Raw genomic sequence first — 24,073 nt, forward strand, 5'->3', positions numbered from 1 at the left:
GCATCCCGCAACAACTACCAAGTCGATTGCGGAACTGGGCGGGTCAGGGCTGTCAGCGCGGTGGCGCGAGGTGAGCGCGCTCGCGGAGCGCGCGACGCACTCTCTCGGCGAGCCAATGCGGATGGTCGAAGATATGCCCCTTGATCACCCGAATGACCAGCCAACCGGCATCTTCGAGAAGCTCGCGTCGCTCGATGTCTTCGGCGAAGACGTGGGCGTCCGTCTGATGGATGGAGCCCTCGTATTCGATCGCGATTCGCTCTGTGAGATAACAAAGATCCGGCGTCGCGACGAAGTCCCCGTCTCTATTTCTGATGGTGTTCCCGATGACCGGCTCTGGCAGTCCGGCCGCAATCAGCAGCAGCCGCAATCGCGTCTCCATCGGCGAATCGGTTCCCGGGCGGATGTCGACAATGGCACGGCGCGCAGCCCGCGCCCCACGCGCTGGACCCATCGAGGCGACAGCAGAGGCAAGCTCAGCCATCGTGCAGAACGGTTTCTTGCGCCGCACCAGGTGGTCGCCAGCCGCAACGAGGTCGTCATGACCGAGAATCGCAGCGAGCTGGGTCCAGGTGCGGGCGGGCGAGACGACGGGGAACCCCCGTCGGATCCGAGGTGCAATCGGCACGAAGAGTCGATGACCGATGACCGCTCGAACCCGCGGGGGAAAGTCGGGCGCGTGAACACTCACATGGAGTTCCGATGCATTTTCCTGCATCCGGGGAAGCGGTATCTCGTACAGCCGAGCGGCGGTGACATGGCTGAAGTATTCGCCCCGCACCATATGCACCCGATACGACGACAGCCGGGCGTAAAGGGAGACTTCGGCCGGTTGGGGCACCCGCACGCCGCGGATCGGCGCACCGAGGTCGGATGCTCGCAGCCGCGACGCCGAAATCCCCGCGGCCCGCGCGTCGGTAGTCGCGAATGGTGCCGACGCGAATGGATCAGGAAGTGGTCTCGGTGGGGTCATGCGTGAATAGTGCCGCACGATCGGAAACGCCCGTTCGAATAGTCCACACCCAATCGACTTGGTAGTTGTTGCGACTTTTTGTCCTCAAAAGTCGCAACAACTACCAAGTCGATTGGAAATGTGATGCGGGAACGCTGGAAGAATGGGGGGATGAGTCCCGCACCGAGCAGAGCCGTCACCGTCGCCGTCATCGGGGGCTCCGGGCTCTACTCTCTGTTCGACCCGACGCACAGCGAGACGCTCCGCATCGAAACACCGTACGGACCGACCGAGGTGACTCTTGGCGAGCTCGGCGGTCGTCGTGCTGCCTTCCTCACTCGACACGGCATCCACCATTCGGTCGCCCCGCACCTCATTAACTACCGCGCGAACATCTGGGCTCTCGCCAGTCTCGGCGTGCGCGTCATCCTCTCCTCTTCCGCGGTGGGCGGCGTGACCGCGGACTATCCACCGGGCACCCTCGTGCTCACCGACCAGTTCATCGATCGCACCAGCGGTCGCCCCGACACCTTCTTCGATCAGGGTTCGGTGCAGCACCTCGCCGCCGCCGATCCCTTCGCACCCGAACTGCACGACATCGCGGCACGGGCGCTGGCCGGCGAGAACATCAAGACCTCCGGCACCGTCGTCGTGATCCAGGGACCGCGATTCTCCACCCGTGCCGAGTCACTATGGTTCGCCGCCGCGGGTGCGCACACCGTCAACATGACGATGTATCCCGAGGTGCCGCTCGCTGCCGAACTCAACATCGACACGGTGAACCTGTCTTTTGTCACCGACAGTGATGCCGGTCTCGCACCCGTCCCCGGCACGGTTGACCCGGATGCCGTGAGCCATCGTCTCGTGCTGCAGCGCCTCGCCGAGGCCCAGCCGCGCATCGTCGCGGCGATCGAGTCCATCATCCGCGCGCTTCCCGAGGAGTACAGTCCTCGGCAGAGCATCGACCCGGCGGCGGTCGACGCCGTTCTGGCCAGGGAGACGCTATGACCACGGTATTGATCACCGGCGGTGCCGGATTCATCGGTTCCGCAATCGTCGAAGCGGGCCTGGAGAGGGGCTGGCGCGTTCGCGTGCTCGACTCCCTTCGGCCGGATGTACACGGCGACGACTACCGACCCGATCCGCGCGTCGAGTTCGTGAGGGCGGACGTGCGGAACGCGGATGCCCTGGCCGTCGCTCTCTTCGGCGTCGATGTCGTCTGCCACCAGGCTGCCAAGGTCGGACTCGGCGTGTCGATCGAGGATGCCCCCGACTACGTCGGAAGCAACGATCTCGGCACGGCGGTGCTGCTCGCCGCAATGGCGGACTCCGGGGTGGAGCGACTCGTCCTTGCCTCCTCCATGGTCGTCTACGGCGAGGGCAATTACCGCGACAGCTCGGGGCATTCGACCCGGCCAGCCGCTCGACGCGTCGAAGATCTCGATGCCGGCCACTTCGACCCGCTGGACGAGCACGGCAGCCCGCTTCTGCCCGAGCTCATTTCCGAGGATGCCCCCCTCGACCCGCGCAATGTCTATGCCGCGTCCAAACTCGCGCAGGAGCACCTCGCCGCCGCCTGGGCTCGCTCGACCGGCGGCCGGGCGATCGCGCTTCGATACCACAACGTCTATGGACCGGGTATGCCGCAAAACACGCCCTACGCTGGCGTCGCCTCGCTGTTTCGGTCAGCCCTCGAGCGTGGTGAGGCACCCCGCGTCTTCGAAGACGGCGCACAGCGTCGCGACTTCGTGCACGTGCGGGATGTGGCCGCCGCGAACCTTGCCGCGATCGAGGCGATCGTCGGGGCGGGCCACCAGTTTCGGGCCTTCAATGTCGGCAGCGGAATCGTGCACACCATCGGGGATCTCGCCTCCGCTCTCAGCCGCCATTCCGGCGGTCCCGAGCCGGTGACGACGGGCGAATACCGTCTCGGCGACGTGCGGCACATCACCGCGTCATCCGAACGCCTGAAGTCCGAACTCGGCTGGAGCCCGACGATGAGTTTCGACGAGGGGATGGCCGAGTTCGCGAGTGCGCCGCTGAGAGCGGCCGTGGCCGTGGCCTAAGCCCAGCCTCAGCTCACGCTCACCGTGATCGAGTGCCAGCCCTCCGAGCCGTTGGGCGCCGGCGGCTGGTTGGCCTGGCGCTGGGTTCGGCCCGAGGCATCCGTCGCCCGCACCTCAATCTTGTGCGAGCCGGTGGTCGCCGGCCAGCGGTAGACCCACTGGCGCCAGGTGTCGGCGGAGATCGAGTCGGCGAGGGTCGCTGTGGCCCAGGGGCCGTTGTCCACCCGCACCTCCACCGACTTCACGCCGACGTGCTGTTCCCAGGCCACCCCCGCGATCGCGACGGTACCGGCGGCGACCGATGCCCCGGAAAGCGGAGTGTCGATGCGGGAGGCGAGCTTGATCGGGCCCTTCGCGTCCCAGCCCCGCGGGGTCCAGTAGCCCTGGTCTTCGGAGAACTTCGTCACTTTGAGCTCGACCACCCATTTGGTTGCCGAGACGTAGCCGTAGAGGCCGGGCACGACCATCCGCACCGGGAAGCCATGTTCGAGCGGCAAGGCTTCGCCATTCATCCCCACCGCGAGCAGGGCGTTCGTGCCGGCATCCTGCAGTACCGACAGCGGCGTGCCCGCAGTGAATCCGTCGATGCTCGTGGAGAGCACCATGTCGGCCCCTGCCTTCGGCATCGCCTTCGCAAGCAGGTCGCGAATCGGGTAGCCCAGCCAGAGGGCAGTGCCGATGAGGTCGCCGCCCACCTCATTCGACACGCAGGTGAGGGTCGCGAGGTGCTCCTCAAGTGGCTTCGCCATAAGCGCGGCGAAGGTGAGTGACACCTCGTTCTCCACCATCCCGGTGATCTTCAGCACCCATTTGTCCGGATCGATCGACGGCACCTGCAGCGCCGTATCGATGCGATAGAACTGGGTGTTCGGGGTGACGAACGGCGAGATTCCGGGCACGTCGATCGTGGCTCCGGTCGGCACCGGATCCGCGGCTACAGCGGCCTTCGGCAGGGTGAGCTTGGTGCGGATCGCGGCAATCTTGTCCGACGTCGCGTTGATCAACCGTGCGCCGGTGCCCGCGACGATGGATGCTGCACCGGCGACGATCGCGAGGGTGAGGAAGCCGCGCCGCTCGAGTGACGGCCCGGCAACCGGACCGGACCGGGTGCCGGTAGCGCGGCCCTCGGCGGCACGCTGCCAGCGACCGAGCCGTTCGATCGAGAGGCGAAGCACCACCACACCGGCTACGGCGCCCAGGACGGTGGCGATCCCGTCGAATCCGGTCGACCCGGCTCGCGTGACAACCGCAATAAGCGCAACGAGTCCACCGATGCCGAGCACGATCACGCCGAACGGCGGGCGACGCGATTCGAGCACGCCGGCCGCCGCCGAAATGACGACAATAAGGACGCCCATCAGGGTAAGCAGGGCAGCCTTGTCCCCGGTGCCGAAGATCGCGATCACGAACTCCTTGACACCGGCCGGAGCGAGGTCGATCACGAGGGATCCGACCGCGAAGAGCGGGCTCCCGGCCGCTCCGACGAAGAGCGAGAGTACCTCGGCGACCCCGAGCACGACCGCCGCAGACACCACGCCGGTGAACGCCGCCCACCCACTGATCGCGCGGGTTTTGAGACCGGTGACCGGCCGAGTGTCGATGCTCATGCGGGCACGGGCGCGACAGTCGAGGACGAGCCGTCTGCGAGGCTGGGCGGAAGGAACACGTCGAATCGACATCCACCCGGCACATTCTGCACGACGACGCGGCCGCGATGGGCGTGAACGATGCCCTGCACGATCGCGAGTCCGAGCCCCGCACCGCCGGACCGGGCCGTCGCCGTCTCGGGAGTGCGCGAGTTGCTGGAGCGCCATCCGGCTTCAAAGACCCGGCCGAGATCTTTTTCCGGGATGCCGCCCGCCGCGTCGATCACCGAGATCACCGCCAGGCCGTCATCGCTCTGACGCGCGCTCACCGTGATCGGGCTGCCCGCCGGCGAATGCTGGATCGAATTCATCACAAGGTTGCCGACGACGCGGGAGAGCTCCCTCGGGTCTGCGAGGATCGTCAGCTCCCGCGCCCCATCGCCGACCAGCGAGATCGAGCGGGATTCGGCGAACGGCCCAAGCTCGGCCACCACATCGCTGATCAGGTCGTAGAGCGACACCTTCTGCACGGACAGGCGCAGGGACCCCGAGTGGATACGAGACAACTCGTTGAGGTCGTCGACCATACCGCTCATGCGGTCAACCTGGCTGCGCACATCCCGGAAATAGCGCTCCGGCTCGTCCACCATGCCGTCTTCGAGCGCTTCGGCCATGGCGCGGATGCCGGCGAGCGGAGTGCGGAGATCGTGCGAGATCCACGCCACGAGTTCCCTGCGCGAATTCTCCGCGAGCGCCTCGCGACCGCGTGATTCGGCGAGGCGACGGTTGGTCGCGGTCAGTTCGAGGGCGAGCGCCGCGAATTCGTTGCTCGAGTGACGCACCTGTTCGGTCATCGCCTCTTCGGTGCCGATGCGCCGGGTCGCGGCGATCAACTGGCGACTGTTGCGCACCAGGGAGCGACCGAGCAGCGCTGCGAGCGAGAGGGAGACGATCCCCGCGATCGCGGCCACAGAGAGCAGCACGGTGAGGTCGTGCGGCGTCACGAGCATCACCGAGGCGGCGAGCCACATGCCCCCGGCGATCGACAGCACCGCGGCGAGTACGACAACGCACAGCTGGAGCACGAGCGAGGTACGGGTCATGAATCGCAGCACCACCAGCGACACCGCACCGACGACCACGGCACAACCAAGAGCCAGAAGGGAGACCATGAGCAGGTCGGTCATGGTCATGATGTGACCGCCGATTCGACGTCGAAGCGATAGCCAACGCCCCACACGGTATTCAGTACGGTGGGATGCGCGGCATCCCGTTCAATCTTCTCCCTGAGGCGACGCACGTGCACGGTGACCGTCGAGAGGTCACCGAATTCCCAGCCCCACACGGCTCGCAGCAGTTCTTCGCGGCTGAATACCTGTCGAGGATGCTTCAACAGGAAGGCGATCAGGTCGAATTCGCGAATAGTGAGGGCGATCGGGTTCCCGCGCAGGGTGACCCGTCGCGACGACACGTCGAGATGGAACTCTCCGGCGTCTATGGTCGACTCTGGCGAGAATTCGGGAAGGCTCCGGCGCAGGATGGATTTCACCCGCAGCACGAGCTCGCGCGGCGAAAATGGCTTGGCAAGGTAGTCGTCAGCTCCCGCTTCGAGGCCGTCGATTCGATCCTCCTCCTCGCGCAGCGCAGTGAGCATGATCACCGGAACTGGCCGGTCGGCGCGGATGCGGCGGCACACCTCGACCCCGTCGATTCCGGGAAGCATGCGGTCGAGTACCACGAGGTCGGGGCGGATTCGTGCGGCAGTCTCGACGGCGCTCACCCCATCGGCAACGCTCTCGACGATGAAGCCGGCGGAGCGAAGGTAGCTGCACACCACCTCGGAGACCGTGGCGTCATCATCCACCACCAGGATGCGGCGACCGCGCAGCGGGTCGGAGAGCGCAAGCAAGTCGGTTGCCACGGTAGCCGAGAGCCCTGATGCGGATGACGTACTCACCCGCTCAGGATAGGTCGGCAACCCGGGAAATCGGCGTGGATGCAGCGACAACGGCCATCGGTCAGTATTTCGTAATGCTGAGCAGCAAATCCGGTGGCGCACGCCTCTTACGCTAACGAGTGTGACCTCTGCGCGCGTCGACGTTGTTTTTCCCTGCCTGAACGAAGAGGGCGCCCTGCCCTGGGTGCTCTCCCACCTGCCGGAAGGGTATCGGGCGATCGTCGTCGACAACGGGTCCACCGACCGGTCGGCCCTGATTGCCGAAGCTGCCGGCGCCCTGGTCGTGCACGAAGCGCGCCGGGGATTCGGATCGGCGGCCCATGCCGGACTGCTCGCCGCGACGGCACCGATCGTCACCTTCTGCGATGCCGACGCGTCGATGGACCCGCGGGATCTCGAACCACTCGTCGCGCTCGTCAGTAGTGGCGCCGCCGACCTCGCCCTCGGGCGGCGACAGCCGACCACTCGCGGAGCGTGGCCGCTCCACGCCCGCGTGGCAAACTTCGCTCTCGCCCGGCTCATGCGCCGGGCCACCGGAGCACCCTTGCACGACCTTGGGCCGATGCGAGCGGCGAACCGCGAGGCCCTGCTTGGCCTCGAACTCACCGACCGCCGAAGTGGCTATCCACTCGAGATGGTGCTGAAGGCATCCCGCGCCGGCTGGACGATTGTCGAGAAAGCAACCCCCTATTCCCCGCGCATAGGTCGCTCTAAGGTGACAGGTACCATCCGCGGCACGGTCGTGGCCATCACCGACATGTCGCGACTGCTGAGGTCGAATAATGCTGAGGACGAATAACCAGTGACCACGCTCATCATCATCGCCAAGGAGTGCATTCCGGGGCGGGTGAAAACGAGATTGCACCCACCACTGAGCTTCGAACAGGCGGCCATCCTGGCCTCCGCGAGCCTGGCTGACACCTTCCGAGCGGTGAGCGCGCTTGACGCGTCCCGACGGATTCTGCTCTTCGATGGCAACCTATTTCCGCTCGGCTCCGAACCCTATGACGTGATACATCAAGTGAGCGGGGATCTGGATATGCGCCTCGGAGCGATATTCGACGAATGTGATGGCCCGACGGTACTCATCGGCATGGATACGCCCCAGTTGGATGCCGCGATGCTCGCGCCGCTTTTCGGAGAGTGGCCCGCCGACGTCGATGCCTTCCTCGGCTTCGCGGTCGATGGCGGCTATTGGACGATCGCGATGGCGGAGCCTGACGGCTCGCTGATCCGTGGCGTTCCGATGTCGCAGGACACCACCGGGCAGCTCCAGCGTGACCGGCTCGTCGCGGCGGGTCTTCGGGTAAGAATGCTGCCCGAATTGGTCGACGTCGACACGATCGATGACGCCCGGCTGGTGGCCGGCTTAGCCCCGCAAACCGAATTCGCCCAGACGCTCGCCTCGTTCCAGCCAGGAGCGAACCGATGAGCGATGCGGTCTTCGCCACCTTCGGGTCCGGAGGCGCTGAACCCTACGCCCGCGCCCTGCGTCGCGACGACCAGGTGCTGTACCTGCGAGACATCGAATCCGACTCGCTCACCCCGTCGCGGGCCATGGATGTTTCGCGCTGGAATGACGCGGCGGATGCGGCGGACCTCGGCCTCCTCGACGGCATCAACGGTGCCGTGCTCGACATCGGCTGCGGGCCGGGACGTATGGTGCGTGCCGCTATGCACCGGGGACTGACCGCGCTCGGAATCGACGTGTCTGAGACCGCGGTGGAAATTGCTCGCGAGTCTGGGCTGATGGTACTCAACCGCTCGGTCTTCGAGCGCCTTCCCCGCGAGGGACTGTGGGGTGCTGCCCTGCTTGTCGACGGCAACATCGGCATCGGAGGGGACCCGTCCTCTCTGCTCGAGCGCTGCGCCGAGCTCATCGCCCCCACTGGCGTTATCGTCGTCGAAGTTCATGACGATCCGCTGCGCGACCACATGTATGACGGGACCATCGTCGACATTCGTGGTCACCAGAGTGATGCGTTTCCCTGGGCGGAGATCGGGGAGATCGCTCTCGCGCGTCGCGCCGAGCGGATCGGGCTTCGACTCGATCAGTCTTGGGATACCGACGGCCGGTCCTTCTGCCGTCTTGCCAACGCGGTGTAGCCGACGACGGCGAGGCCGGTGAGTACCACCACGACGGCCCAGAAGATCACCAGTGACGGGGCATAGTCGAGTGGTAGCACTGTCGAGTTATTTGCGCCGATGGATTTCTTGTACGCCGCGGGAAGCACGATGATCGCGAAGATCGAGCACAGCACGAGGCCAGCTTGCACAATTGCAAGCACCGCGATCGGGATGGTGCGTCCTGCTTTTCGCAGGAGGAAGGCGACGCCGAAGGTCACCAGAGCGATGATACCGTCGTGCACGATGAGGGCGAGAAGCAGCCACAGCGCGACCCCGGCGATCTTGACCGGCGTGACGGTGTCGACCATCACGTAAGCCCCGAGTGCGAGCAACAGAAGCCCCAGCACAACGAGAGTCACCCGCCAGTTCTTCACAGAGGTCGCGGACATCAGATCACCTCGAGTTTCGACAGCCATTTGGTTTGGAGCACCCCGGGACGCCCGGGAGCGATCATGCGGGCCGGGAAGCCGTGGTCGAGGTCGAGCGAGCCACCGTTGAGCTCGAGTGCGACAAGGGTCAGGTCGTCCTGCACGAATTCGTGGCCCATCTCGGTCACCCGAAAGCCGCCCTTTTTCTCCAGGCTGGTGAGCCGCAGGTCCTCATCGGGATGTGCGCCGACCGCATCCAACAGGTCGCGAAGGCGCACTCCGCGCCAGGATGCCATCTGGCTCCAGCCCTCGACACAGGCGATCGGCAAATCAACCTGGTGCTGTGTCATCGCCTCGAGGTCGGCCCTGGTGTAAATTTTGACGGTCGCGCCGCGAGACACCGACAGTGCCCAGTCGGCGCCGGTATCGGCATCCGTCACCTGGGCTGCCCGAGCGGTGCGATTAACCGGCAGTCCGTTCGGGCCGACGAAATTTTTGCGGGGAGCGAAGACATTGATCGCGTCGAGGACCCGGAAGGACTGGCCCGCCGTGAGCGCGACGACCGCAGCGGTGGCCACCGCGATGGTCGCAACGAATCCACGCCGAGAGACCCGCGCCTGCGTCGGGGCGTCGACGCGGGGAGGAGCGCTGTCGATCCAGTCGAAGACCCGGCCGGTGAGCCCATCGACGCGTCGGGAGATCGCGCCAACAGGCTCCCGCGTCGTCTCGGCGAGCTCGGCAGCGACATCCGCTTTCGTGAGTGGCTGGTCGGCATCATCGAGCAGCAGGTTGCCCTCGGCGTCGAAGCTGCGTGAGCGCGTCCAGTAGCGCGAGATCAGCGGGAGTTTTGTGGCGATGTGGATGGCGAGCGAGCCGATGATCACAAAGGAGAGGGCGAAGTGCACCTGCCGGAAGGAGAACGGGAACACGTACCACTGGTAGGTATTCAGCAAACCCGTCGTGATCTGCACCAGCGATGCCGAAATGAAGATCGTGATGGAGGCTCGCTCGAGAAAGTTCCCGAAGCTCTTGATCGGCGGCGTTTGGAAGAGATCGGGGAACACGACGTAGAGCTTGCCGAGAATGAGGGGGAAGCAGGCAATTCCGGCGGTGATATGGATGCCCTGGCTCAGCTGGTAGAGCGACTGCGGGCGGGTGGGGAAGACCATCCACGGCAGAGGATTCTGCAGGAAGTGACTGTAGAGGCCCGTGCCAAAGCAGACGAGGAAGGCGATCCCCAGCAGTCGGCCGAGCACGACAGCCATGCGCGGGTTCCTCGAGGGCGTCGAGAGCACCCGTCGGAGGTCGAGCAGTACGCGGTGCATGCTTCTATTCCAGCATCCGGATGCGTTCCGCCACATCCACCAAACCTTACGGTTCTGGAACGGCGCTGGCCGAGCCGCACGGATCCGGGGCTTCCGTCCGACAGTATGGGGTCGATGAAGATCGCACTGCCACCTCTGCTCTCCACCGTGCTGGCCAGCGTGGCCGCCGCGGCAATGGCGGGTCTCACGGCATACTCCGTGGCTGTTCTCGGCTATTTCGACCGGGCCAACCCCACCGCGCTTATCGCGTGCACCATTGCCCTCTGGGCGCTCTTCGCGCTGGCGATCCTGGCCGTCCGCTCGGTACCGACGCGGCCGGCGATCGCGATCATCCTCATCGGCTCGGCGTTGATCGGCGGCGCGGCGATGGCCGGACCGCCGAATACGAGCAGCGACTCCGCGCGATACGCCTGGGACGGCATTGTGCAGAATGCCGGTATCTCGCCCTACCGGTATGTGCCGGTGGATGACGCGCTCGCCACCCTGCGCCCTGACTGGTTATTCCCCACCCCGCTCGAGAATGCCGACGGCACCCACCGGTGCCTCGACCCGCGCGCGGACCCGACCTCCTCCCTGCCGAGCGGTGTGCCCCTGTGTTCGGCCCTCAACCGCCCGAAGGTGCCGACTATCTACCCGGCCGCCGCCGAGATGTTCTTCGCGGGGGTGCGATTCATCACCGGGCCGACGGCAGAATACTGGCCGCTGCAGCTCACCGGGCTGCTGATGAGCCTCGCTATCACCGCCATGCTCATCGTGGCGCTGCGTCGTCGCAACCTCGACCCGCGTTGGGCGGCCCTGTGGGGATGGAGCCCGATTGTCGCCACCGAGGCGATTACCAACTCGCATATCGACATCCTCGGCACGCTTCTTGTACTCGTGGCGACGCTGCTGGTCTCCCGAGGCCTGCGCTTTCGAGGGGGAATCGCGCTCGGTGCGGCGATCGCCGTCAAACTCATCCCGGTGATCGCTGCGCCCGCCCTGCTGCGGCGGCAACCGTGGAAAGTGATAGCAGCCTCGATCGTCACCTTCGGTGTGCTCTACATCCCTTACCTGGCCACGACCGGCATCGCCGTTATTGGATACCTGCCGGGATACCTGTCGGAAGAGGGTTATAACAACGGCAGTCGATTCACCCTGCTCACCCTGTTCGTGCCAACGACGGCATCGCTCGCAGTCGCCGCAGTGCTGCTGCTCATCACCGCGGTTCTCGTGTGGTGGAAGACGAACCCGGATGCGCCGTGGCTCGGGCAACTCGTCATGATCGGCACCACGCTGCTCATCGTCTCGCCCCGATACCCCTGGTATGCCCTGCTACTCGTGCCGTTCATCGCGCTGAGCGGACGATGGGAGTGGTTCGCCGTTCCCCTCGCCCTGACCGTGCGGCTGCTCATCCCGAACGACGGGGTCTCCCAGGTGGCCATCGCGATCGCGATCGTCGTGATCGTTGCTCTGGCGCTGCACCGCACCGGTCCCGTCGGACGCACGCGACTGCGGCATCCGCTCGCCCTGCTGCGGCGGTCCTCGAGCACGTAACCGATGCCTTCGGCACTCGGCAGGTCGGCCGTGGTATCCACCGAGGAAGCAGCGAGGCGCCGGATCCCGTGGTCCCCGTGGCCTGAATACCCCGGGATTCCGGGGTTTTTCGCTGGACGTTTGCTGGGAACTATAACGGAACGGTAACACCACAGGCCAATTCCAAACCCTTTGGCGGGGGGAGCCGAACCAATACCCAGAACCGCTTGTCACCAAGGGCAGGCGAAAACCTAAGGATCACATCATGCGCAAGTTTCAGAAAGTAACCGTCGGCATCATCACCGCCGGACTCCTCGTCGCCGGCCTCGCCGCCTGCTCGAGCCCCGCCAGCAGTGGCACCGCACCCGCAGCCAAGGCCTCTTCAGCTCCCGCCATGCAGAAGCCGCTCGCCTCCATCCCCAGCCTCACGGGAGTTGACACCGCAGTGCTTCTCGACGCGGGCTTCGCTTCCGCTCTCACCACCCTCGGCCTCACCCCCGGAACGGTCGGAACCGCCACGCTCACCGCTGGCAGCCTGCACTTCCCGATCACCGGCGGAAACGTGGACTACTACGACCCGGCCGGAAAGACCCGCCCCTACGTTCAGGGCACGATCAAGCACGAGGGATCCGGCTTCTCGCTGACCGCTGGCGCGACCAAGGTCGAGCTGACCAACTTCACCATCGACCCGGGTAAGTCCGTCCTGCTTGGCGACGTCTCGGTCAACGGCACCTCCGCCGCGACCCAGGTCGACCTGTTCAACCTCTACGGCGGAACCCTCAAGCCCCTCAAGATGGACGGCAACAATGCCATCCTCACCGGCACCACGGTACACATCTCCGCTGACGCCGCCGGTCTGCTGAACAAGACCTTCAAGACGGACGCCGTCAAGTCGCAGCTGCTCGTCGGCATCGCCACCATCACGGTGATCGCCAAGTAGTTTCTCCCGCTCAACGAAAGGCCCGCTGCGCATCGCGCAGCGGGCCTTTCGGCGTTGTTCGCACCGTCGGCGCACGCTATCCCGCTTCCCTCGCCGATCTCGCTGGATGTCGCGCGCAAGACGCCCGCGACACAGCGGCCGCACGTCCAACACTCGGTTCTGGCCGGGACGCGTGCTCAACATCAGAAATTCCCATGTCTCGGGCCCCGGCTGATGTCAAACGCACGGGCAACCCGGCCCGGGCGTGACCGAGCTCAGGATCCGACGAGTCGTGCCCCGTGCACGGGGCCGGTCGCCCGCACCACCGTCAGCCGGGCGGCGCTGAGCGCAATCTGCAGTTCGAGCGCGGCATCCAGGTCGACCGCGAGGAAAGCGATCGTCGGGCCGGACCCGGAAATCATGCCGGCGAGAGCGCCGTTCTCCTCGCCAAGCTCGATCACCGAACCGAGTTGCGGCTCGAGGTGCAGGGCAGGCGCCTGAAGGTCGTTGTGCAACACCTCAGCCAGCATGTGCGGATCCCCCGCCCGCAGCGCCTGCAACACATTGGCGTCCACCTGCGGCTGGGTCGTGGCAGGGAAGATGTCCTGCGCGTGCCGGTCGCGGTGGCGATCGAGTTCGCTGTAGACACGGGGCGTGCTCATGCCGAAGTCGGCGAGCGCGAGCACCCACTGGAAGCTCCCCTTGGCAAGCGCTGGACTCAGCTGGTCGCCGCGCCCGGTGCCGATCGCCGTGCCGCCGGTGAAGGCGAACGGCACGTCGGAGCCGAGCTGGGTCGCAAGCTCGAGCAGGTCCTCGCGACTGAGATCGGTGCCCCAGAGACTGTCACAGGCGAGCAGGGTGGCTGCGGCATCCGCCGATCCGCCTCCCATGCCGCCCGCGATCGGCACGTGCTTCTCGATCTCGAGATGCACGCCCTTGCGGTAGCCAGCGCGGTGCGCGAGCAGGGTCGCCGCCTTGATGGCGAGATTGCTGCCATCGGTCGCGAGAGACGACGTGTCGATTGATCCGGAGAATGTCACGGAGAAATCGGCGGCGGCTGTCGCCCTGATGTCCTCATAGAGCGAGACTGCCTGGAACGCGGTGGCCAGGTCGTGGTAGCCATCATCGAGAAGGGCGCCGACCTTGAGGAACACGTTGATCTTGCCCGGTGCCCGTGCGTGCACCACCTTCGGAGCGGCCGCGGAGGTCATTAGACCAACCTAGCCGAACCCTCGCAGGCTGCTTTACGCCCCGGCTCGAGCGATCGCGAGGAAGTCGGCTACGGTCAGCTCTTCGCCGCGGGCGGTCGGAGCCACGCCGGCCGCTTCGAGACGAGCGGATGCCGCGGTGCTGCCCCCGAGAACCACCGAGAGCGACTGCCGCAGCATCTTGCGTCGCTGCTGGAAAGCGGCATCCACCAGCGCGAAGGTCGCGACGCGCTCGGCCTCGGTGCCCGGGAGTTCGCCGCGATCGAAGCGCACGAGGATCGAGTCGACGTTCGGTACCGGCCAGAACACCTGCCGGCTCACCTGGCCGGCCGTGCGCCACTTTCCGTACCAGGCCGACTTGATGCTCGGGCTTCCATAGATCTTCGAACCGGGGTCGGCGGCGATGCGCTGCCCCACCTCGGCCTGCACCATCACGAGGCCAGCCTGCAGGCTCGCAAAGTGCTCGAGGAAGTGCAGCAGCACCGGGACCGAGATGTTGTAGGGCAGGTTCGCTACGAGGCTCGTCGGGGAGCCGGGGAGTTCGGTGATAGTCATCGCATCCTGCGTGATCACGGTGAGCAGGGCGCCCGGCTGGAACAGTTCGACGGTGACCGGCAGCTGCGTCGCGAGGCGACTGTCGATCTCCACGGCGACGACGGATGCTCCGGTCTCGAGCAATCCGAGGGTGAGGGAGCCAAGCCCCGGTCCAACCTCCACCACGCTCTGGCCGGCGACGATTCCCGCTGCCTTGACAATACGCCGCACCGTATTGGCATCGATCACGAAGTTCTGGCCGAGCTTCTTGGTTGGCTGGATGCCGAGCTGATCGGCGAGGTCCCGGATCTCCGCCGGCCCCAGCAGGCTCACGCGAGCTCGGACGAGTCGATGGCCTCGTCATACGGCGACCCGAGATCCTGGGTGACCGGTTCCGCATCCCAGGTGCCGTAGACCAGCTCAGTATTCGAGGTGATCTGGGCGGCGAGCAACGCGACGTCTGTTCCGAGGTGATCCGCCATGAATCGCAGCGTCGTGGGGATGAGGTACGGCGCGTTCGGGCGACCTCGGTAGGGCACGGGCGTGAGGAACGGAGCGTCCGTTTCGATCAGGATCTGGCTGCGCGGGATGGCGGCGAGCGCATCACGCAGGTTGCCGGCGTTCTTGAACGTGACGGTGCCGGCGAAGGACAGGTACCATCCGTTGTCGGCGCAGAGGCGGGCCATGTCCGCATCCCCGGAGAAACAGTGGAATACCGTCTTGTCCGGGGCACCAGTGCGTCGCAGGGTCGAGATCACTTCGGCGTGCGCGTCCCGGTCGTGGATCTGCATCGCAAGATCGTGCTTCTTGGCGATGGCAATATGCGCCTCGAACGATCGATACTGCGCGCCGCGGCCGCTCTCGTCGGTGCGGAAGAAATCGAGTCCGGTCTCGCCGACGGCACGCACGCGCGGCCGGCCAGCCAACTCGTCGATCTCGGCCAGCGCGGCATCCAGCTCACCCGCGGCCTCGTAGCGCGGAGCCTCGTTGGGGTGGATGGCGACGGCAGCGAGCATCCGCGGTTCCCGAGCCGCCATCTCCGCCGACCAGCGCGAGGTCTCCAGGTCCCCGCCCACCTGGACGACACCGCGCACGCCAACGCTCGAGGCACGGTCGAGGTGCTCGCGGTAGTCGAGAAGCTGGTCCCCGTCGGCGATCTCGAGGTGAGTGTGATTGTCGTAGACACCCACCGTGAGCGCCGAAGGAAGCGGCGGATAGCTCAGGTCGCGCGTTTTACCCTGTTCCGACGAGGCGTCACGCTGCCGGATCGGGGCCTGAGAGTCCTCCGTCGCTGGCATGCCTGAATTCTACCCGCCGTGTCACTTCCGACCGATCACACCGAGTCGGCTGGCCGCACTTCGAGCACGATCTTCCCGAGCCCGTGGCGGGCTCCGAGGCGCTCATAGGCGGCCCGCACCCGGTCGAGCGGGTAGGTCGCGTACACCGGGATCTTCAGCTCGCCGTTCGCGACCAGCCGCGCTAGCTCGGTCAGCACCTCCCGTGGCTCCACCGTCGACATGCCGTCCGCCTTCACCCGGAACTTTTTTTTCGCCGCAAAGTCGGCGATCGTGTTGATGCGGTCCTTCGGCACCCCGAGATCGACCGCCACCTGCACGTTGCCGTCACCGTGCGCATCGATGAAAGCGTCAACGCCATCCGGAACGATCCGACGAATGCGGTCGGCCAAACCCTTTCCGTAAGCCACCGGGATGGCTCCGAGACTGCGAAGGAAGGCATGGTTCTCCTCGCTCGCGGTCGCCACCACGGCCGCCCCCGCGAGTACGGCGAGCTGGGTTGCGATGATGCCGACCCCGCCCGCCGCCCCGGCCACAACCACGGTATTGCCGGGTCGCACGTCGACCGCAATGAGGCACGCGCGCGCAGTGGTACCGGCGACGAAGAGACTGGCGGCCTCGTTCCATTCGACCGCGTGCGGCTTCGGGATGACTCGGCTGGCATCGATCGTCACGAACTCCGCCTGCGCATTCCGCCCGTCCGAGAACCCGATGACCTCGTCACCCACCCGCGGGAAGTCGACACCCTCACCGACCGCCGTGACGATCCCGGCGAAGTCGCTGCCCTGCCCCTCCGGAAAGTGGGCGGGAAAGGCCTCATGCATCGCGCCCTCCCGGATTGAGATCTCCCCCGGGTTGATCGCGGCGGCCACGACGGAGACTTGCACTTCGCGCCGCTCGGGGGCCCTGGCATCCACTTCCACCAGCTCGAGCACTTCGCTTCCACCGTACCGGTTGAATTTCACTGCCTGGGGCATGGCGTCCTTACTGGTTAGGCCGAGACTGCAGTGTCCGGCTGTTCGATGCGGGGGAAAAGTGAGGTGGCCAGCGGCGAGACCGAGGGGCCGCCGGTCCAGTCCGAAGCGGCGCGAACGTTCTGGTCGGCCACCTCTCCGGTGCCGCCGAGAGCCGTCCAGAGCTTGGCCGCGGCATCCGGCATCACCGGGGAGAGCAACACCGCGAGGGTGCCGAGGCCACGCACGATCGTGAACAGCACGGCGTCGAGCCGCTCTGCGTTGGCCGGATCCTTTGACAACCCCCACGGCTCCTGGATGGTGATGTAGCCGTTCAACTCGTCGACGAGGGTCCAGATCGAGGCGAGCGCCTCGTGGATGGCGAGGCGCTCGATCGCGGCATCCGCTTCCGCTGTGACGCGCAGGCCGGTGGCGAAGATGGCCTGGTCCGTCTCGGTGAGCTCGATACCGGTCGGGATGACTCCCCCACGGTAGCGCGTGACCATCGCGATTACGCGCGAGGCGAGGTTGCCAAAACCGTTGGCGAGCTCCGCCTGGTAGCGCGCGGAAAGATCCTCCCAGCTGAAGGAGCCGTCCTGCCCGAAGCTGATGGCGCGCATGAAGTAATACCGAAAGGCGTCGACTCCAAAGGTGTCGGTGATCTCCGAGGGCGCAATGCCGGTGAGTTTGGACTTCGACATCTTCTCGCCGCCGACGAGAAGCCAGCCGTGGCCGAACACGCGACGCGGTACCGGCAGACCAGCGGCCATCAGCATCGCCGGCCAGATCACGGCGTGGAAACGGGCGATGTCCTTACCCACGAGCTGCACGGCTGGCCAGCGCCGTTCGAAATTCTCGGTGTCGGTTCCGTAGCCGATCGCGGAGATGTAGTTGAGCAGCGCATCGAACCAGACGTACACCACGTGGCTGTGGTCCCAGGGGATCTGGATGCCCCAGTCGAAGCTCGACCGCGAAATAGAGAGATCGTCGAGACCCTGCTTCACGAAAGAGATGATCTCGTTTCGCACGCTCTCCGGCTGGATGAAGTCGGGCTGCGACTCGTACAGGTCGAGGAGTTTCTGTTGGAATTCGCTCATGCGGAAGAAGTAGTTCTTCTCCTTGAGGATCTCCACCGGGCGCCCGTGGATCTTGCACACCAGCTGTCCGGCGAAGTCGCCGTCCGCCATCTCCACCAGATCGTCGAGCTGCTTGTACTCCTCACAGCCAACGCAGTAATACCCCTCGTACTCGCCCGAGTAGATGAAGCCATCGTCGTAGAGCTTCTGCAGGAAGATCGTGACGGCACGCTCGTGGCGCTCGTCGGTGGTGCGGATGAAATCGTCGTTGGCGATGTTGATGGTTGCGAGCAGCGGCAACCAGGCATCCGTAACGAGCCGGTCGGCCCATTCCTTCGGGGTCGTGTCGTTCGCCACCGCCGTGCGCAGGATCTTCTGGCCGTGTTCGTCGGTGCCGGTGAGCAACCAGGTGTCGTCGCCACCCTGGCGGTGCCAGCGGGCAAGCACGTCGGCAGCGACCTCGGTGTAGGCGTGACCGATGTGGGGCACATCATTCACATAAAAGATGGGTGTCGCGATGTAAAAAGGGTCTCCGGCGGGCATTCGATAATCCTAATTGGCGGCGGATGGTGCGGGGTCCGCGTTACGCACCGGGCAGAGTCCGCCGAAGTCCGTCTTGCCCGCACGCCAAGAGGCCCCGCCGAAGCGGGGCCGCTTGGTGAGCGAATTGCGTTCTAGTGCCGCCCCGCCGCCAACAGCGAGAGCAACTCGAAGCTCACACCGCCGATGCCGGTCACGGCGTCGTACTGGCGCGTTGTCTTCAATGTCGTGTCCTGGTCGAGGCTGATCAGGTAGCTGTTGCCACTCCGGGCACTCGTGTAGACGAGAGCCTTGGTGGGGTTCTGCGGCTGCACATCGCGGAACGAGGACGGCAGGATGCGGTCGAGCCCGTAGAGCGTCGGGTTCGCAAATCCGATCGAGGTTCGGGTGGCCTGCTGCACGATCGCGATCTGCGCGGCGGTCAACGGCGAAGCGAGCGAGGTGCCGCCATAGGTTTCGCGCGTGAAGTCACCGACGGCGAGAGTGACATCGTCGATGATCGGACGAATACCGACCGAGAATCCGGTGTACGGATCCGCGAGGGCCGCGATGTCCGGAGAGACCCGGAATCCATGCGAGAGCGACGTCGGAACGACGCCCTGCTGGTACGCCGGAGCCGCGAACACGGCGCTGGCGCCGCCACCCGCTCCCCCGAAGAAGTTTCCGGGAAGCGGCGAGAGGTAGGCGGTACCGGCCGGGTTGATCTTGTCACCCGCGGATCCCCATCCGGTCTCGTAGGCGATCTTGCCGGCTTGGGTGATACCAAGGCTCGTGCCTCCCACCGACGTCACGTACGGGGAAGATGCCGGGAAGTCCGGCGACGCGTAGCCGAGGTTGGCGACCTCGTCCCCGCTGTCTCCACTGGAGAAGTAGAGCCCGATGCCCTCGCCCGCCGCCTGGATGTGCAGGTTCTGGGCGCCCTTCAGCACGTCATTCGGGACGGCCTCGCCGAGGTTGCCGTAGCTGTTACTCACGATGTTCGCGAGCTTGTTGTCGAGAATCTTCGACATCGCAACATCCAGTCCGCCACCGCAGTTGGTGCCACCGACGTAGAGGATCTTCGCCCCGGTTGCGATACCGTGCACTGCTTCCACGTCGAGGGTCTGCTCACCCTGCCATCCACTCGGGTAGCCGCAGGCCGCCTGGTCGACGAACTGGGCCGGAGTCGGCACGATCTGCGAGTAGTTCGCTGCGGTCAGGCCGGGTTCACCGAGCGCGGCCGAATAGGTGTTCACGTCGTTCACGATGGACGGCGAGGCGTACGCGTCGATGATCGCGACCGTTTGGCCTGCACCGTTCACGCCGGACTTCGCGAGCGAATCCACCCCGTAGGCGGAGCGCAGCTGCGACGGCACATAGCCGCAGTTGAATGTGTCGAAGGTGGTCTGGCCGTAGGCGACCGGAGCGGTCACCGTGTGCTCCCCGGTGTAGTTGGAGCACTTGGCGGTGATCGCCGAGGGCGTCGGAGCCTGGCGGCTGAGCGCTTCGGCGCCACTGGCCGGCAGGTCGCCCTGCTTGATCGAGTCCGGGTGGGTGAGGAATCTGGCCTGGTCGAGGCTCATCCCCGAGACCTTGCCCGTGAGTGCCGCGGGCACCGAGGGGGCACTCGACGGCGCCGAAAGCACCCGTCCTGAGTAGTTGTAGTCGTGGAGGGTCGTGGCGAACAGGGCGCCAAGCTGGGCGGCCGTGCCACGGAAGACCACGTATTGGCGACTCGCTGGCACCGCGCTGATGGTGAGTCCCCGCGCGGTGAGCGAGGCGACAACGGCATCCGAGTCCGCTTTCGTCGGCGAGAAATGCTGGATCCAGGCCTGCGGCTGCAGGAACTTCCGGTACCCGCGGGCGCCGGGCGTCGAGGCGGCCGTGGCGAGAGCCTCGGCACCCGCCTGGTCGCGCAGCGGCAGGTAGATCTCACCCTCGACGGTCTGGTCGGGGGCCGTGACTCCCGCGTCGTTCGCGGCGGTGGCCCACTTGGGCACCGATCCGGCGAAGGAATCGCGATCAGTAGCCGAGGCTGTCGACACGCCGGTGAGCGAGAGTGCGATGACGGTGGTGGCCGTGGCCACGATGCCGAGTGTCCTACGAGAGAACATCCTCCGGCGCGCGCGATTGTCCAAGTTCTGAAACCTTCCCCAATGAAGAATGACCGCGCAAGCAAAAGGCGCAATCGTGACAATAGCCCCGCTCGATTACCCCCACAAAGGGGGTTCACATGGATTTTACAAACAACGCAAAAAAACTGCGCGTGCGCTCCGATTCAGGCGCGGGATCTAGGCTGAGCGCATGAAATACCGCAGGATCGGCGATGTAGAAGTCAGCGCCATCGGGCTGGGTGCAATGCCACTCTCCCTGCCAGGCCGACCGGATCGCGAGAGGGCGATCGCGACCATCCATGCCGCCCTGGATGTCGGCATCACCCTCATCGACACCGCGGACGCCTACACGACGGATGCCGACGGCCCCGGACACAACGAGATCCTGGTCGCCGAAGCACTGCGGGGTCGCCCCGAGGAGGTGCTCGTCGCCACGAAGGGAGGTCTGCTCTACCGAGACGGCGGCCCCTGGGACCGCAACGGTACTCCCGCCCATCTCAAGAAGGCCGCGCGGGAGTCCCGAGCACGGCTCGGTGTCGACGCGATCGGGCTCTACCAGTTTCATCGCCCCGACCCCGGAGTTCCCTACGAGGACTCGATCGGGGCCATTCGGGAGCTAGTCGACGAGGGGGTGATTCGCATGGCGGGCATCTCCAACGTCACCGTCGCGCAGATCGCGTTGGCCGACCATGTGCTTGGCGGTCGGCTGGTGTCAGTACAAAACCAGTTCTCCCCCGCCTACCGGTCGAGCCAGGGCGAGCTCGATTATTGCGTCGACCACGAGATCGCGTTCCTGCCCTGGAGTCCACTCGGCGGGATCGGCCGGGGTGACGAGGTCTTCGCGGCGGGCAGTGTCTTCACCGAGGTCGCGCTCGAGCTCGACGTGAGCCCGCAACGGGTCGCCCTCGCCTGGGAGCTCTCCCTCGGCCATTGCGTTGTCCCGATACCCGGAGCCTCCAGACCCGGGACGGTCACCGACTCCGCCGGTGCCGCCGAGCTCGTTCTCAGCGGCGACCAGAAGGCAAGGCTCAGCGCGCCCTGAGCGCGCCCTCGTAGAGATCCCGCTTGCCGAGGCCGGTCGCATCCGCCACTTCGGATGCCGCGTCCTTGAGCTTCGACCCGGCCGAAACGAGCCTCTGCACTTGCACGATTCCCGCCTCGAGGTCGATCTCCTGCAGGGCCCCACCCTCGACGACGATGCAGATCTCGCCCTTCACGCCCGCCGTTGCCCACTCGACGAGCTCGGCGGCGGTGCCCCGGCGCACCTCTTCATAGAGCTTGGTGAGTTCGCGGCAGACGGCCACCCGACGATCGGGCCCGAATGCCGTCGCGATATCGCCGAGGGCATCCGCGAGCCGGTTCGGTGATTCAAAGAACACCATGGTGCGCGGTTCGCGGGCGAGTTGGCGCAGCGAGGCGAGCCGTCCCTTGCGCGGCAGGAAGCCCTCGAAGGTGAAACGATCGGTGGGCAGCCCCGACAGCGCAAGGGCGGTGATCACCGCGGACGGGCCCGGAAGCGCCGTCACCGTGACCCCGGCGGCGATCGCGGCAGTCACAATCGAGAATCCCGGGTCGCTGATCGCCGGCATTCCGGCATCTGTGAGCACCAGTACATCCGTCTCTCTGGCGAGTTCTGCGATCTCCGACGCTTTCTCGACCTCGTTGTGTTCGTGCAGCGCGATCAGCCGGGGACGGTTCTCGATACCGAGCGCCCGCATGAGGTGGATGGTGACTCGCGTGTCCTCCGAGGCGATCACTTCGGCATTTCCGAGCGCCTCCACCAGCCTCCGCGAGGCGTCACCGAGGTTGCCGATCGGAGTCGCTGCGAGGATGATCACCTGCCCATCCTTGCAGCGAACCCTCGTTACCATTGCACCTGTGAGCAGACCCGAGGCCAACTTCGACGCCATGGTCGGCGCGCCGGGAGCGAAGTCGGCCTCGCCCGACGGCGACGAGCTGCCCGGCACTCGACTCGACCTGTGGTGGGGTCGGCTGCTCGCTCTGCCCGGTGCTCAGCGAATCTGGTACTGGGGCGGCCCGATTGCGGTGACGCTGCTCGCCGCGGTACTCCGCCTCGTGCGACTCGGCGATCCCCGCTCGCTGGTGTTCGACGAGACCTTTTACGTGAAGGATGCCTGGACCCTCCTGAACCTTGGCTACGAGGCGTCCTGGCCCGACAACGCCGACAAGCCCTTCACCGCCGGCAATGTCGACATCTTCACCACAAACGGTTCGTATGTGGCGCATCCGCCTCTCGGCAAGTGGATGATCGCGCTCGGCCTGCGCGTATTCGGCGCACAGGACACGATCGGGTGGCGCATCAGCACGGCGATAGTGGGCATCCTCGCGGTGTTCCTGCTCGTGATCATCGCGCGTGCGCTTTTCAACTCGACCCTGCTCGCCACCATCGCCGGTGGGTTGTTCGCGATCGACGGTCACGCGATCGTGATGTCGCGCACGGCACTTCTGGACAACTTCGTGATGATCTTCACGCTGCTCGGCTTCGGGGCGATCATGCTCGACCGCGCCAAGAGCGCCGGTCGCCTGTCGCTCTGGCTGTCACGCCGGGCGGAGGCCGGTCGCGACATCGACTGGGGCCCGGCACTGTGGTGGCGGCCCTGGCTTCTCACCGCGGGCATCCTGTTCGGAGCGGCCACCGCCGTCAAGTGGAGCGGGCTCTACTTTCTGGCCGCCTTCGCGGTCTATTCGCTCGTGGTGGACGCCTGCGCGCGGCGTACGGCAGGTATTCCCTTCTGGCTGAGCGGCACGATCTTCAAGCAGGGTCCGGTCACCTTCCTGCTGACGATCCCGCTCGCCATCGCTACCTACCTGGCGAGCTGGACCGGCTGGTTTGTCACCAGGGAGGGGTACTACCGAAACTGGGCAGAAGTACCGGGCAACGCGGCAACGGGGTTCTTCACCTGGGTGCCGCACTCGGTGCAGAGCTTCCTGCACTACCAGGCGAGTGTCTACGACTTCAACGTGAACGAGCACACCGCGCACCCCTACTCGGCGAATCCCCTCTCCTGGCTGTTCCTGCTGCGCCCCACCGCTTTCTACTACGTCGGCCAAGTGCAGGGGCAGAGCGGATGCAGCTTCTCGAGTTGCGCGCAGTACGTCACCTCTATCGCCAACCCGATCCTCTGGTGGGCGGCGACCGCGGCCCTCTTCTTCCTCGTCTACCGGCTCGTGCGATACCGCGAATGGCGGGTCGGGCTGATTCTCATGGGCACAGTTGCCGGCTATCTCCCGTGGTTGCTCTACTCCGACCGCACCATCTTTCAGTTTTATGCGATCGTCTTTGAGCCCTACCTGATCCTCGGGCTTGTCTTCGTAATCGGCCTGATTATCGGCAGCAGAAGGGATGCCCGGTCACGCAGAACCCGGGGCATCGGGGTCGTCGCGGTGTTCCTTCTCCTCGTGGTGTTCGTGAGCGCTTTCTTCTACCCCGTCTGGACGGGAATGCAGGTGCCAGAGATCTTCGCCCGGTTGCACTACTGGCTCCCCGGCTGGCGGTGACTCCGCTCACGCGACCGAAACCGAGCAGCCCGGACTGTTACCT

Annotated in this window: 22 protein-coding genes; 9 read left to right on the forward strand and 13 right to left on the reverse strand. The window is 65.8% G+C overall.

Annotation, left to right across the window (positions count from 1 at the left end; genetic code table 11):
• Positions 1 to 52 precede the first annotated feature (52 nt).
• On the reverse strand, positions 53 to 973 hold the full coding sequence (locus RCH11_RS05865) for an endonuclease domain-containing protein (RefSeq protein WP_327056058.1): 921 nt from the start codon (positions 971 to 973) through the stop codon (positions 53 to 55).
• Positions 974 to 1,123: 150 nt separating this feature from the next.
• On the opposite strand from RCH11_RS05865, the gene RCH11_RS05870 reads away from it, so the two are divergent.
• Entirely contained in the window at positions 1,124 to 1,960 is an 837-nt protein-coding gene (locus tag RCH11_RS05870) for an MTAP family purine nucleoside phosphorylase (RefSeq protein ID WP_327056059.1), read from the forward strand.
• Positions 1,957 to 3,018, forward strand: a complete 1,062-nt coding sequence (locus tag RCH11_RS05875) for an NAD-dependent epimerase/dehydratase family protein (RefSeq protein WP_327056060.1) — start codon at positions 1,957 to 1,959, stop codon at positions 3,016 to 3,018. The genes RCH11_RS05870 and RCH11_RS05875 overlap by 4 nt, the downstream gene beginning before the upstream one ends.
• Positions 3,019 to 3,026: 8 nt before the next feature.
• Here RCH11_RS05875 and RCH11_RS05880 read toward each other — a convergent pair whose 3' ends face one another.
• Genes RCH11_RS05880 through RCH11_RS05890 form a run of 3 tightly spaced genes read right to left on the reverse strand, consistent with a single transcriptional unit; the run spans position 3,027 to position 6,525 of the window.
• Positions 3,027 to 4,625 carry a molybdopterin-dependent oxidoreductase gene (locus RCH11_RS05880; protein ID WP_327056061.1) on the reverse strand — a complete coding sequence of 533 codons (1,599 nt, stop codon included), beginning with the start codon at positions 4,623 to 4,625 and terminating at the stop codon, positions 3,027 to 3,029.
• Positions 4,622 to 5,797: a sensor histidine kinase gene (locus RCH11_RS05885; protein WP_327056062.1), complete on the reverse strand. Its 1,176-nt coding sequence runs from the start codon at positions 5,795 to 5,797 to the stop codon at positions 4,622 to 4,624. Before RCH11_RS05885 ends, RCH11_RS05880 begins: the two co-directional genes overlap by 4 nt.
• Positions 5,794 to 6,525: a response regulator transcription factor gene (locus RCH11_RS05890; protein WP_327056200.1), complete on the reverse strand. Its 732-nt coding sequence runs from the start codon at positions 6,523 to 6,525 to the stop codon at positions 5,794 to 5,796. The genes RCH11_RS05885 and RCH11_RS05890 overlap by 4 nt, the downstream gene beginning before the upstream one ends.
• Before the next feature lie 157 nt (positions 6,526 to 6,682).
• Between RCH11_RS05890 and RCH11_RS05895 the strand changes: the two genes are divergently transcribed.
• The 3 genes from RCH11_RS05895 to RCH11_RS05905 are packed head-to-tail and all read left to right on the forward strand — an operon-like array spanning position 6,683 to position 8,667.
• A complete protein-coding gene (locus RCH11_RS05895; protein ID WP_327056063.1) occupies positions 6,683 to 7,360 on the forward strand; it encodes a glycosyltransferase family 2 protein in 678 nt (225 codons plus the stop codon).
• A gap of 3 nt (positions 7,361 to 7,363) precedes the next feature.
• Positions 7,364 to 7,993: a TIGR04282 family arsenosugar biosynthesis glycosyltransferase gene (locus RCH11_RS05900; RefSeq protein ID WP_327056064.1), complete on the forward strand. Its 630-nt coding sequence runs from the start codon at positions 7,364 to 7,366 to the stop codon at positions 7,991 to 7,993.
• Positions 7,990 to 8,667, forward strand: coding sequence for a class I SAM-dependent methyltransferase (locus RCH11_RS05905; protein ID WP_327056065.1), 678 nt, complete (start codon positions 7,990 to 7,992; stop codon positions 8,665 to 8,667). The genes RCH11_RS05900 and RCH11_RS05905 overlap by 4 nt, the downstream gene beginning before the upstream one ends.
• On the opposite strand, the gene RCH11_RS05910 is transcribed toward RCH11_RS05905, so the two are convergent.
• Both RCH11_RS05910 and RCH11_RS05915 read right to left on the reverse strand, forming a co-directional pair.
• Entirely contained in the window at positions 8,613 to 9,077 is a 465-nt protein-coding gene (locus tag RCH11_RS05910; RefSeq protein ID WP_327056066.1) for a hypothetical protein, read from the reverse strand. The two genes, RCH11_RS05905 and RCH11_RS05910, sit on opposite strands and share 55 nt — an antisense overlap.
• Positions 9,077 to 10,381, reverse strand: a complete 1,305-nt coding sequence (locus RCH11_RS05915; RefSeq protein ID WP_327056067.1) for a molybdopterin-dependent oxidoreductase — start codon at positions 10,379 to 10,381, stop codon at positions 9,077 to 9,079. The genes RCH11_RS05910 and RCH11_RS05915 overlap by 1 nt, the downstream gene beginning before the upstream one ends.
• A 114-nt stretch (positions 10,382 to 10,495) precedes the next feature.
• Here RCH11_RS05915 and RCH11_RS05920 point away from each other — a divergent pair, with 114 nt between their 5' ends.
• Together RCH11_RS05920 and RCH11_RS05925 are read left to right on the forward strand one after the other, a co-directional pair.
• A complete protein-coding gene (locus RCH11_RS05920; RefSeq protein WP_327056068.1) occupies positions 10,496 to 11,914 on the forward strand; it encodes a glycosyltransferase 87 family protein in 1,419 nt (472 codons plus the stop codon).
• A gap of 244 nt (positions 11,915 to 12,158) precedes the next feature.
• The gene (locus RCH11_RS05925) at positions 12,159 to 12,833 is read left to right on the forward strand and encodes a hypothetical protein (RefSeq protein ID WP_327056069.1); all 675 of its coding nucleotides are present in this window, start codon (positions 12,159 to 12,161) and stop codon (positions 12,831 to 12,833) included.
• 254 nt (positions 12,834 to 13,087) lie between these two features.
• On the opposite strand, the gene RCH11_RS05930 is transcribed toward RCH11_RS05925, so the two are convergent.
• The 6 genes from RCH11_RS05930 to RCH11_RS05955 all read right to left on the reverse strand — a co-directional run bounded on the left by RCH11_RS05930 (position 13,088) and on the right by RCH11_RS05955 (position 20,484).
• Positions 13,088 to 14,023: a 4-(cytidine 5'-diphospho)-2-C-methyl-D-erythritol kinase gene (locus tag RCH11_RS05930; RefSeq protein ID WP_327056070.1), complete on the reverse strand. Its 936-nt coding sequence runs from the start codon at positions 14,021 to 14,023 to the stop codon at positions 13,088 to 13,090.
• Positions 14,024 to 14,056: 33 nt separating this feature from the next.
• A complete protein-coding gene (gene rsmA / locus RCH11_RS05935) occupies positions 14,057 to 14,887 on the reverse strand; it encodes a 16S rRNA (adenine(1518)-N(6)/adenine(1519)-N(6))-dimethyltransferase RsmA (RefSeq protein WP_327056071.1) in 831 nt (276 codons plus the stop codon).
• Entirely contained in the window at positions 14,884 to 15,852 is a 969-nt protein-coding gene (locus RCH11_RS05940) for a TatD family hydrolase (RefSeq protein ID WP_327056072.1), read from the reverse strand. Before RCH11_RS05940 ends, rsmA begins: the two co-directional genes overlap by 4 nt.
• Before the next feature lie 35 nt (positions 15,853 to 15,887).
• Positions 15,888 to 16,826, reverse strand: coding sequence for an NADP-dependent oxidoreductase (locus RCH11_RS05945; protein WP_327056073.1), 939 nt, complete (start codon positions 16,824 to 16,826; stop codon positions 15,888 to 15,890).
• A gap of 14 nt (positions 16,827 to 16,840) precedes the next feature.
• A complete protein-coding gene (gene metG / locus RCH11_RS05950; protein ID WP_327056074.1) occupies positions 16,841 to 18,421 on the reverse strand; it encodes a methionine--tRNA ligase in 1,581 nt (526 codons plus the stop codon).
• A gap of 131 nt (positions 18,422 to 18,552) precedes the next feature.
• Positions 18,553 to 20,484 carry a S53 family peptidase gene (locus RCH11_RS05955; RefSeq protein ID WP_327056075.1) on the reverse strand — a complete coding sequence of 644 codons (1,932 nt, stop codon included), beginning with the start codon at positions 20,482 to 20,484 and terminating at the stop codon, positions 18,553 to 18,555.
• 217 nt (positions 20,485 to 20,701) lie between these two features.
• Here RCH11_RS05955 and RCH11_RS05960 point away from each other — a divergent pair, with 217 nt between their 5' ends.
• Positions 20,702 to 21,553 carry an aldo/keto reductase gene (locus RCH11_RS05960; RefSeq protein WP_327056076.1) on the forward strand — a complete coding sequence of 284 codons (852 nt, stop codon included), beginning with the start codon at positions 20,702 to 20,704 and terminating at the stop codon, positions 21,551 to 21,553.
• On the opposite strand, the gene rsmI is transcribed toward RCH11_RS05960, so the two are convergent.
• On the reverse strand, positions 21,540 to 22,349 hold the full coding sequence (gene rsmI / locus RCH11_RS05965; protein ID WP_327056077.1) for a 16S rRNA (cytidine(1402)-2'-O)-methyltransferase: 810 nt from the start codon (positions 22,347 to 22,349) through the stop codon (positions 21,540 to 21,542). The genes RCH11_RS05960 and rsmI overlap by 14 nt on opposite strands.
• Positions 22,350 to 22,389: 40 nt before the next feature.
• Here rsmI and RCH11_RS05970 point away from each other — a divergent pair, with 40 nt between their 5' ends.
• Positions 22,390 to 24,030, forward strand: a complete 1,641-nt coding sequence (locus RCH11_RS05970) for a dolichyl-phosphate-mannose--protein mannosyltransferase (RefSeq protein ID WP_327056078.1) — start codon at positions 22,390 to 22,392, stop codon at positions 24,028 to 24,030.
• Positions 24,031 to 24,073: the final 43 nt, after the last annotated feature.

The organism is Glaciihabitans sp. GrIS 2.15 (genome assembly GCF_035984695.1).
Classification (GTDB): domain Bacteria; phylum Actinomycetota; class Actinomycetes; order Actinomycetales; family Microbacteriaceae; genus Lacisediminihabitans.

What these genes read in the sequence shown, in the direction of transcription:
- RCH11_RS05865 (WP_327056058.1), bottom strand. Translation starts at nt 973, where the DNA reads ATGACCCCACCGAGACCACTTCCTGATCCATTCGCGTCGGCACCATTC.
- RCH11_RS05870 (WP_327056059.1), top strand. Translation starts at nt 1,124, where the DNA reads ATGAGTCCCGCACCGAGCAGAGCCGTCACCGTCGCCGTCATCGGGGGC.
- RCH11_RS05875 (WP_327056060.1), top strand. Translation starts at nt 1,957, where the DNA reads ATGACCACGGTATTGATCACCGGCGGTGCCGGATTCATCGGTTCCGCA.
- RCH11_RS05880 (WP_327056061.1), bottom strand. Translation starts at nt 4,625, where the DNA reads ATGAGCATCGACACTCGGCCGGTCACCGGTCTCAAAACCCGCGCGATC.
- RCH11_RS05885 (WP_327056062.1), bottom strand. Translation starts at nt 5,797, where the DNA reads ATGACCATGACCGACCTGCTCATGGTCTCCCTTCTGGCTCTTGGTTGT.
- RCH11_RS05905 (WP_327056065.1), top strand. Translation starts at nt 7,990, where the DNA reads ATGAGCGATGCGGTCTTCGCCACCTTCGGGTCCGGAGGCGCTGAACCC.
- RCH11_RS05910 (WP_327056066.1), bottom strand. Translation starts at nt 9,077, where the DNA reads ATGTCCGCGACCTCTGTGAAGAACTGGCGGGTGACTCTCGTTGTGCTG.
- RCH11_RS05915 (WP_327056067.1), bottom strand. Translation starts at nt 10,381, where the DNA reads ATGCACCGCGTACTGCTCGACCTCCGACGGGTGCTCTCGACGCCCTCG.
- RCH11_RS05920 (WP_327056068.1), top strand. Translation starts at nt 10,496, where the DNA reads ATGAAGATCGCACTGCCACCTCTGCTCTCCACCGTGCTGGCCAGCGTG.
- RCH11_RS05925 (WP_327056069.1), top strand. Translation starts at nt 12,159, where the DNA reads ATGCGCAAGTTTCAGAAAGTAACCGTCGGCATCATCACCGCCGGACTC.
- RCH11_RS05930 (WP_327056070.1), bottom strand. Translation starts at nt 14,023, where the DNA reads ATGACCTCCGCGGCCGCTCCGAAGGTGGTGCACGCACGGGCACCGGGC.
- RCH11_RS05940 (WP_327056072.1), bottom strand. Translation starts at nt 15,852, where the DNA reads ATGCCAGCGACGGAGGACTCTCAGGCCCCGATCCGGCAGCGTGACGCC.
- RCH11_RS05945 (WP_327056073.1), bottom strand. Translation starts at nt 16,826, where the DNA reads ATGCCCCAGGCAGTGAAATTCAACCGGTACGGTGGAAGCGAAGTGCTC.
- metG (WP_327056074.1), bottom strand. Translation starts at nt 18,421, where the DNA reads ATGCCCGCCGGAGACCCTTTTTACATCGCGACACCCATCTTTTATGTG.
- RCH11_RS05960 (WP_327056076.1), top strand. Translation starts at nt 20,702, where the DNA reads ATGAAATACCGCAGGATCGGCGATGTAGAAGTCAGCGCCATCGGGCTG.